General features: G+C 68.9%; 8 protein-coding genes. 3 read left to right on the top strand and 5 right to left on the bottom strand.

Annotated features, from left to right (window positions below):
• Window positions 1–112: 112 nt before the first annotated feature.
• Entirely contained in the window at window positions 113–430 is a 318-nt protein-coding gene (locus Q0C81_RS12795) for a hypothetical protein (RefSeq protein ID WP_291838438.1), read from the top strand.
• Between the two features lie 92 nt (window positions 431–522).
• Complete coding sequence (locus Q0C81_RS12800) at window positions 523–1,728, top strand: acetyl-CoA C-acyltransferase (RefSeq protein ID WP_291838442.1); 1,206 nt, start codon at window positions 523–525, stop codon at window positions 1,726–1,728.
• Between the two features lie 33 nt (window positions 1,729–1,761).
• Here the strand turns inward: Q0C81_RS12800 and Q0C81_RS12805 are convergent, their stop codons facing one another.
• Window positions 1,762–2,493 carry a YafY family protein gene (locus tag Q0C81_RS12805; protein WP_291838445.1) on the bottom strand — a complete coding sequence of 244 codons (732 nt, stop codon included), beginning with the start codon at window positions 2,491–2,493 and terminating at the stop codon, window positions 1,762–1,764.
• Window positions 2,494–2,705: 212 nt separating this feature from the next.
• On the opposite strand from Q0C81_RS12805, the gene Q0C81_RS12810 reads away from it, so the two are divergent.
• Window positions 2,706–3,320, top strand: a complete 615-nt coding sequence (locus Q0C81_RS12810; RefSeq protein WP_291838448.1) for a glutathione S-transferase family protein — start codon at window positions 2,706–2,708, stop codon at window positions 3,318–3,320.
• A gap of 4 nt (window positions 3,321–3,324) precedes the next feature.
• Here the strand turns inward: Q0C81_RS12810 and Q0C81_RS12815 are convergent, their stop codons facing one another.
• The 4 genes from Q0C81_RS12815 to Q0C81_RS12830 form a co-directional block, all read right to left on the bottom strand.
• Entirely contained in the window at window positions 3,325–4,770 is a 1,446-nt protein-coding gene (locus tag Q0C81_RS12815; RefSeq protein WP_291838450.1) for a trehalose-6-phosphate synthase, read from the bottom strand.
• A 6-nt stretch (window positions 4,771–4,776) separates the two neighbouring features.
• Window positions 4,777–6,564: a glycoside hydrolase family 15 protein gene (locus Q0C81_RS12820; protein WP_291838453.1), complete on the bottom strand. Its 1,788-nt coding sequence runs from the start codon at window positions 6,562–6,564 to the stop codon at window positions 4,777–4,779.
• Window positions 6,561–7,349, bottom strand: coding sequence for a trehalose-phosphatase (gene otsB / locus Q0C81_RS12825; RefSeq protein ID WP_291838456.1), 789 nt, complete (start codon window positions 7,347–7,349; stop codon window positions 6,561–6,563). The genes Q0C81_RS12820 and otsB overlap by 4 nt, the downstream gene beginning before the upstream one ends.
• 79 nt (window positions 7,350–7,428) lie before the next feature.
• On the bottom strand, window positions 7,429–7,981 hold a 553-nt coding region (locus Q0C81_RS12830; protein ID WP_291838458.1), incomplete at its 5' end, for a serine hydrolase.

The raw sequence follows: 7,981 nt of genomic DNA on the forward strand, positions 1-7,981 counted from the left end.
CCCGAACAGATCGAGGCCCGCTTCGCCGAGATTTCGGACCGCGCCGGCGAGATCGTGCCGGAGATGGGCGCCGCCCAGGGCATGATCGAACTGACCAAGGCGCAGAAGGATCATGGCTGACCCTCAACGGGGCGACCGCTTTGAGATCCGCATCTATGATGAATGGTGGATCCGGTTCAAACCGACTGCACCTGTGATCCTGTCCTACGTCCAGACCGTGGGCGGACGGGATCACAGGTTCAGGATCGTGGCCGGAGATATTCTGGACACCGAGACGGGAATGCATCTGTCGGACCTGTCGGTGTTCAGCTCAAGCGGCGGCCCGGGCATCGATCACCTCTCCGGGGTGAAGGTGTCCGGCCATGGCTTCGGGCTTGGCCGCGCGTTGCTTCTCCGAGAAGGCCGCACCTTGCCGCCGCACCTTGGCTAACGCGGCGGCAAGGCCTTACATCAAATCATCGCGCTCAAGCAGCGAGGCCCCGCGGGCCGAGCGGTAGCGCTCTTAAAGAGAGAACATCGAAGATGTCCCGCGAAGCCGTCATCGTCTCCACCGCCCGCACCCCGATCGGCCGCGCCTACCGCGGGGCCTTCAACGACACCCAGGCCCAGCAGCTCGGCGCCCACGCCGTGAAGCACGCCGTCGCCCGCGCCGGCGTCGAGCCGGCCGAGATCGAGGACGTGGTCATGGGCGCGGCCCTGCAGCAGGGCTCGACCGGCACCAACGTCGCCCGCCAGATCGCCCTGGCCGCCGGCCTCCCCTCCTCCGTCCCCGGCATGTCGCTGGACCGCCAGTGCGCCTCGGGCCTGATGGGCATCGCCACGGCGGCCAAGCAGGTCATCTTCGATCAGCAGAAGATGGCGGTCGGCGGCGGCCTGGAGAGCATTTCGCTGGTCCAGAACCAGTACATGAACCTGTACCGCGGCAAGGACGAGGACCTGCTGAAGCTGTCGCCGCACATGTATATGTCGATGCTGGAGACGGCCGAGGTCGTGGCCCGCCGCTACAACATCGATCGCGACCGGCAGGACGAGTACGCCCTGCAGTCGCAGCAGCGCACCGCCCAGGCCCAGGCCGAAGGCCGGTTCGACGCCGAGATCGTGCCGATGACCACCACCATGCTGGTCACGGACAAGGCCACCGGCGAGACCTCGAAGAAGGAGATCACCCTCTCCAAGGACGAGGGCAACCGCGCCGACACGACGCTGGAAGGCCTGAAGTCGCTGAAGACCGTGTTCGGCTCGGGCGAAGAGATCCAGCAGGGCGAATTCATCACCGCCGGCAACGCCAGCCAGCTGTCGGACGGGGCCTCGGCCTGCGTGATCATGGAAGCCGGCGAGGCGGTGAAGCGCGGCCTGCAGCCGCTGGGCGCCTATCGCGGCATGGCCGTCGCCGGCTGCGAGCCGGACGAGATGGGCATCGGCCCGGTCTACGCCGTGCCCAAGCTGCTCAAGCGCCACGGCCTGACCATGGATGACATCGGCATCTGGGAGCTGAACGAGGCCTTCGCCGTCCAGGTCCTGTACTGCCGCGACACCCTGGGCATTCCGAACGAGCTGCTGAACGTCTCGGGCGGCGCCATCTCGATCGGCCATCCCTACGGCATGTCGGGCGCCCGGATGACCGGCCACGTCCTGATCGAAGGCAAGCGCCGCGGCGCCAAGTACGGCGTCGTGACCATGTGCATCGGCGGCGGCATGGGCGCTGCGGGTCTGTTCGAAATCTACTGAGACGCGGCCGTTCCTCCCCCTCAGGGGGAGGAACTACCCGTGCGGATCGGGCTTCCCGGCGGCGATCCAGGCCGTCCGGTCGGCTTCCATCTTGGCGGTCCAGCGGGCGCGCAGCACGGCGGGCCGTCCAGGATAGCGCTCTTCCAGGAACTCGGCCGACACCACCCGGTCCGTGCGGAAGGTGCGGAAGTCGTCGCGCGCCTCGCACCAGCCGACCAGCAGCCGCGTCGTCTCGCGGTAGCCGACCAGGAAGGGCCAGATGGTGCGCGTGGTCTCGCGCCCCTGCTCATCGGCGTAATGCAGGGCCAGCTTGCGGCCCGCGTGAATCCACATCCGCACCTGCGCCATGTCCAGCGCGTCCGTCTTGCGTTCCCTGGTCCACACGGGCGGGCCGGCGACGGCGGGCTCCAGCACCACGGGCCGCAGGCGTTCCGGCACGGTGGCGGCGATCTTGGCGATCAGGTCGCGCGCGGCCCGGGCCAGCGCCGGGTCGCCCCGGCCGGCCACCCACTGCGCGCCCAGCACCGCCGCCTCGATCTCGTCGGAGGTCAGCATCAGGGGCGGCATGTCGAAGCCGCCCTCCAGCACATAGCCCAGCCCGGCCTCGCCCCGGATCGGCACCCGCTGGCCCATCAGGGTGGCGATGTCGCGATAGATCGACCGCTTGGACGTCTCCAGCTCGGCGGCGATCGCGTCGGCCGTCACCGGCTTGGACGAGCGCCGCAGCACCTGGATGATCTGGAAGAGGCGGTCGGCGCGTCTCAAGATGTTCTGCCCTATCACTCGCGACGCGGTCGCTCGCTGCTTGAGGGCAGGATGGCGAACGGCTGCTGACAGCATGCTGGCAGCAGGGTGGCAGTAGTCAATGGATTGCCGGCGACGAGGGGTCGTCGGGCGCAGGGCCCAGGTCGCGAATTGTCATCCCCACGAAAGGGAGGACGCGTAGCGAGCATCGCCCGCCACAATGGAGAGACACGATGCTGACCCTGTTTCACGCGCCCTGGTCCCGTTCGGGCCGCATCGTCTGGCTGATGGAGGAGATCGGCGCACCCTGCGAGATCGAATACGTCGACATCATCCGCGCCCAGACCGCCTCGGGCCGCCGCGACCCGGCCAACCTGCATCCGGACGGCAAGGTTCCGGCCCTGCTGCACGACGGCGCCCTGGTCACCGAATCGGCCGCCATCGCGCTGTATCTGACCGACCTCTTCCCCGCCGCCGATCTCGGCGCGCCGGTCGGATCGCCGGAGCGGGCCGCCTACGTCACCTGGCTGGCGTGGACGGCGGGCGAGATGGAGCCCGCCTACTGGGCCCGGATCAGCGGCCAGACGGAGACCGATCCGGTCGCCAAGGCCCGCTACGATCAGGTCAACGCCCGCATCCTGACCGCGCTGGAGCATGGCCCCTATCTGATGGGCCACCGGTTCACGGCGGTGGATGTCATGGTCGGCTCGGCCATGGCCTGGGGCCGCGAGTTCGCCCCCAAGAGCGAGCTGATGGACCGCTGGCTAGCCCGCATCACGGACCGTCCGGCCAATCTGCTGGCGACGGCCAAGGACGGCACGCCGCCGGTGATGGCAGAGGTCGCCTGACCGATCAGGCGGCGTGGGCGGCGCCGCTTCCGTCGTCCCCCATGCCGCCGCCCTCGTCCCCGGTCGTTCGCACGACCGCCTGCAGCGAGGCCACGAAGTCGTCGCGCCAGACGCCCACGTCGGTGTCGCGCACGACCTGCATCAGCGCCTGCCACTTCCGTTTGCGCTCCTCCAGCGGCATGTCCAGCGCCCGCTTGATGGCGTCGGACAGCTCCTCGCGGCTGAACGGATTGACCAGCAGGGCCTCGCCCATCTGCTCGGCGGCCCCGGCGAAGCGCGACAACACCAGTACGCCGGGATCGTCGGGGTTCTGGGCCGCCACATATTCCTTGGCCACCAGGTTCATGCCGTCGCGCAGCGGCGTCACCAGCCCGACCCGCGCGGCGCGGTAGATGCCCGCCAGCTGGTCGCGGCGATAGGTGCGGTTCAGATAGCGGATCGGCTGCCAGTCCATATCGGCGAACTCGCCGTTGATCCGTCCGGCCAGGCCTTCCAGCCGTCCGCGGATGTCCTGGTAGGTGTCCACGTCGTCCCGGCTGATCGGAGTGACCTGCAGAAGGAAGACGTCGCCCCGCTTGTCGGCGTTGTCCTTCAGGAACTGCTCATAGCCCAGCAGCCGCTCCTCCAGCCCCTTGGAATAGTCCAGCCGATCCACCCCGACCATCATCGAGCGGAAGGCCGACGACGCCGCCATCCGGTCGTATGTCCGGCGGCCGAAGGCCGAGTTGCGCGCCTTCAGGAAGCCGTCCACGTCGATGCCGATGGGGAAGACGCCGGTCTGAACCGTCTTGTCGAAAGCCTCCAGCGCGTCGTTCGGCAGCAGCCTGCCGTTCACGCTGGGCTCGGAGGCGACGTAGTCACGGAACAGGTCCAGCCACTCGCGGGTCTGGAAGCCGAGCAGGTCGTAGTCGAACATCGACTCCACCAGCCGCCGGTGATGCGGCAGGGTCACCAGCAGCTGCCGCGCGGGCCAGGGCGTGTGCAGGAAGAAGCCGATGCGGTTCTTGATGCCCAGCCGGCGCAGGTCCCGGGCCATCGGGATCATGTGGTAGTCGTGGATCCAGATGATGTCGTCCGGCTGGATCAGCGGCGCCAGCACCTCGGCGAACCTGGCGTTGGTCCGCTCATAGCCTTCGCCGTACGACCGCTCGTAGGCCGCCAGGTCGGTGCGGTGATGGAACAGCGGCCACAGCGTCTTGTTGGCGTAGCCGTTGTAGTATTCGTCGACGTCCTGGGCCTCCAGATCGACCAGGGCCACGGTCACCCCGGCGCGATCCTCGATCTGCAGCTCGCCGGTGAAGTGTTCTACGGTCTCGCCCGACCAGCCGAACCACAGGCCGTCGTATTTCTTGAGCGCCGCCGACAGCGCCATGGCCAGCCCGCCCGCCGAGCCCGCGGCGGGGTCCTTGGGGGCCGAGACCCGGTTGGAGACGACGATCAACCTACTCATGGAAACTCACCGGACATCCGTCCACGACCGGCTCAGCAGCACGGCGCAGTTGATGATGCCCACCAGCGAATAGGTCTGCGGGTAGTTCCCCCACAGCTCGTCATCACCGAGAGAAATGTCCTCGCTCAGCAGGCCCGCATGGGTCCGGCGGCTCAGCATCTGTTCGAAGATCTCGCGCGCCTCCTCGGTGCGGCCGTTCTGGTGCAGGGCCTCGATGAACCAGAAGGTGCAGAAGTTGAACGCCGTCTCCGGCTCGCCGAAATCGTCCGGCTCGACGTAACGGAACAGGTAGGGGCCCTTCTTCAGGTCCCGCTCGATGGCGTCGAAGGTCGCCACCTGACGAGGATCGCGGGCGTCGAGGAAGCCGAGGTCGGTCATCTGGAGCAGGGAGGCGTCCAGCTCGCGGTTGCCGAAGCTGGCGGCGAAGCGGCCCTCGTCGGGCAGGAAGGCCTCCTTCTCGATCCGGGCGCGGATCTGGTCGGCCCGCGCGCGCCAGACCTCGGTCCGGGAGGTCAGCCCCAGATGGTCCGCCGCCTTGGCCAGACGGTCGCAGGCCGCCCAGCACATGACCGAGGAATAGGTATGGACCCGGGCGATGGTCCGGAATTCCCACAGGCCGGCGTCGACCTGGTCGTGCATGGCGAAGGCCCGCTCGCCGACCTTCTCCAGCGCGTGGAAGTCGTCGATGGTGCCGGGGCGCAGCAGGCGCTGGTCGTAGAAGGCCTGGACCAGCGGCAGGACGATCTGTCCGTACACGTCATGCTGCAGGTGTTCGCGCGCCTGGTTGCCGACGCGGACCGGCTGCATGCCGCGATAGCCGGCGACGGTCTCGGTGATCCGTTCGTCGATGTCTTCTTCCAGGCCGACACCGTAGACCGGCTGCACATGGCCGCCGCCCGAGGCGTCGACCAGGTTGCGCAGATAGCCGAGGTAGTTCTCCAGCAGGTCGACCGCGCCCAGACGGTTCAGCGCCCGTACGACGTAATAGGCGTCGCGGATCCAGCAGTACCGGTAGTCCCAGTTGCGTCCGCTCTCCGGGAACTCGGGCACCGAGGTGGTCAGGGCCGCGACGATGGCTCCCGTTTCCTCATAGGCGCAGAGCTTCAGCGTGATCGCCGCCCGGATCACCGCCTCCTGCCAGTCCAGCGGCAGGTAGAGCTTGCGCACCCAGTCCTGCCAGTAGGCGATGGTGCGATCCAGCGCCGCCGAGACGCCCGGTCCGACATCCTGGTCGTAGCCCTCGTCCGGCCCCAGGAAGAAGGCGTGGGCCTTCTCCAGCCGGAAGGTCCGCTCGTTCATCACATGCGACACCGGGCAGTCGGTCGTCAGCCGCAGGATGACGTCCGTGCACAGATAGCGGATGTGGTTGGAGCCGCTGGTGCGTTCGGCCGGCCGCGCGCCCCAGTCCGCCGAGGGCCGCAGCCGCACGCGGATGCGGGGCGATCCCTCCAGGGGCCGCACGATCCGGGCGAAGGCCAGCGGGCGATAGGTGCGGCTGTGCTTGGGATGGCGCGGGGCGAAGTCGAGGATTTCGACCATGGCCCCGTCCGCGCTGGTCAGCACGGTCCGCAGCACCGGAGTGTTGCGAATATAGGCCTGGCTGATGTGCTTCAGCCCCTCCAGCTCGATGTCCCAGAACCCGTGCTGAGGGTCATTGCCGTCCATCAGCGCCGAGAAGACGGGGTCGCCGTCCACCCGGGGGGCGCAGGCCCAGACGAAGCGGCCGCGCCGGTCGATCAGGGCGCTGATCGAACAGTTGCCGATGGGGGCCAGGTCCAGGTCGGGTTGGGTCATGCCTCCACCTCGAGCTGCTCCAACCAGTCCAGCACGGCGTCCACCCCGGACAGGCCGTGGCGGGCGGCGGTCTCGCGCGGCGGTCCGACCAGGACGCCGAAGCCGCCCAGTTCGCTCGCCGCCCGGAAGCCGTCCTCGTCGGTCAGGTCGTCGCCCAGCATGACCGGAACCGCTCCGGCGAAGGGCGCCTCGGCCATGAAGGCCTTCAGCGCCGTGCCCTTGCTGGCTCCCGGCGTCTTCAGCTCGATTACCATATTGCCGGGCTGCAGCGTCAGTCCGGTCTCGGCCGCCAGGCGGCGGGTCAGGGCCTCGGCGTCCCCCGCCGTCTCGGGCGCGCCGCGATAGTGCAGGCCGGCGGCCACGGCCTTGTCCTCGACCACCACCCCGGGGCGGTTGCGGGCGAACTCCTCGAAGGCCCGCACCGCGCCGCGCACGGCTTCCGAGGCCTCGGCGCGCAGGAAGGCGCCGTCGGCGCGGCGGCGCTCCAGCCCGTGCACGCCGGAGGCCGAAGCCATGCTGGAATCGGAGATCCGGTCGATCTCGGCGATGGTCCGACCGCTGATGATCGCCACCCGTCCACCCAGCCGGGGCGTCAGCGCCTGCAGGACGGCGGTGCGCCGGGCATCCGGGACCACGGCGTCGGGCGTCGGCGCCAGCTCGGCCAGCACGCCGTCCAGATCGAGGAAGAGGGCCGGTCGGCTCAGGCGCGCGGGCGGCGCAGGCAAACGCGGAATGGCGTCGACCGCCGCGGTGTCGGCGTCGAGAGTCAGGTCGGACGTGCCCATGGCCGTCCTAACGCGTCAGGCCCCACGGGTTTCCCTCAGCTTGGCCTTTTGTTTCGCAGATGCAGCAAACGACGGCGGCTCAGGGCGTTTCGGAATTCCCGGCGCGCAGGATGATCGGCTGGATCGAATCCACGAAGGTCCGCGTCCAGGTGTTCTCGGGCGTGCCGTTGGTCAGGTAGACGATGATGTAGTGGTCGCTCAGGTCCTCGCCGCGGAACAGCAGCCGCACGCGCACCTTGACGCTCCCGTCGTGGCCGACCTCGCGATAGTCGCCGCTCTCGCCATAGTCCCAGCCCGAGGCGAAGCCGGTTCCGCCGTTGGGCAGGGGGTAGGGCCGCCATAGCCGCGCCAGCGTCTCTTGCCGGGCGAACCGCCCCTGCGCCACCGCGGTCAGGAACCGTCCCAGGTCATCCGCCGTGGTGTAGAGCTCGGCATGGGAGACGCTGTAGTCGCGCCACTGGATCGGCCGATCCGGAACGAGGCGCCCGTCCTCGCCGTGATAGGGGCTGACCAGCCGGTCGCGGGGCGCGTTCTCCACGCCCAGATAGACATCCTTCAGCCCGAGCGGCTCGACGATGCGGCTGCGGACGATGTCCCGGTAGGACATGCCGTACACCGCCTCCAGTACGGCC

Source organism: Brevundimonas sp. (genome assembly GCF_023259385.1).
GTDB lineage: Bacteria > Pseudomonadota > Alphaproteobacteria > Caulobacterales > Caulobacteraceae > Brevundimonas.